Here is a 601-nt window from a genome sequence, read left to right as displayed (position 1 = left end):
GCCGACGGTGTTGGCGATGCCGCTGCGGGTGATCTCAATGTCAAGACCGATGCGGTGCTCGACACCGATGGTGACGACACCACCGTTGCGGGCAATCTGAACATTAACTTCGGCGCCGATGACGCCAATTCGGTTGTCGACGGCGGCACATCCGCGGGCAATGGCGACCGTGCGGTGACCTTTGCCGCGGATGCGATTGCGACGCTGAACCTGCTTGGCCTGACCTCGCAGGGCGAGGCGGTCAGCTATGCCCTGTCGGGCAATGACGCGATCCTGACGGCGACTGCCGGTGGACGCACCGTGTTCACGGTCACGCTGTCCGACCAGGGTACGGGCTCGTACCTGTTTGATCTCAATGATGTTCTGGATCATCCGACAGCGAACACCGAAGACAATATCAACCTGTTCTTCAACTTCACCGCGACGGATTCGGATGGCGACACCTCGTCGTCCTCGTTCCGGGTTCGCGTTGATGATGACGGTCCGGTTGTCGGTACGCCTGCGAATGCGCGGGTGGACGAGGATGACCTGACCACGGCCGGCGCTCGTGATCTTGCCGACGGTGTTGGCGATGCCCCTCCGGGTGATCTCAATGTCAAGA

The 601-nt window shown here is 61.4% G+C and carries 1 protein-coding gene; it reads left to right on the top strand.

Annotated features, from left to right (window positions below; translation table 11 throughout):
- Nucleotides 1-601 (top strand): T1SS-143 repeat domain-containing protein (locus ACRZ9X_RS22430; RefSeq protein WP_480522311.1); only part of this gene is annotated, 601 nt, incomplete at both ends.

The sequence above is a fragment of the Ruegeria sp. AL1 genome (genome assembly GCF_056540905.1).
The sequence above is the reverse complement of the archived record's forward strand: the minus strand, read 5'-3'. Positions and strand labels throughout refer to the sequence as shown.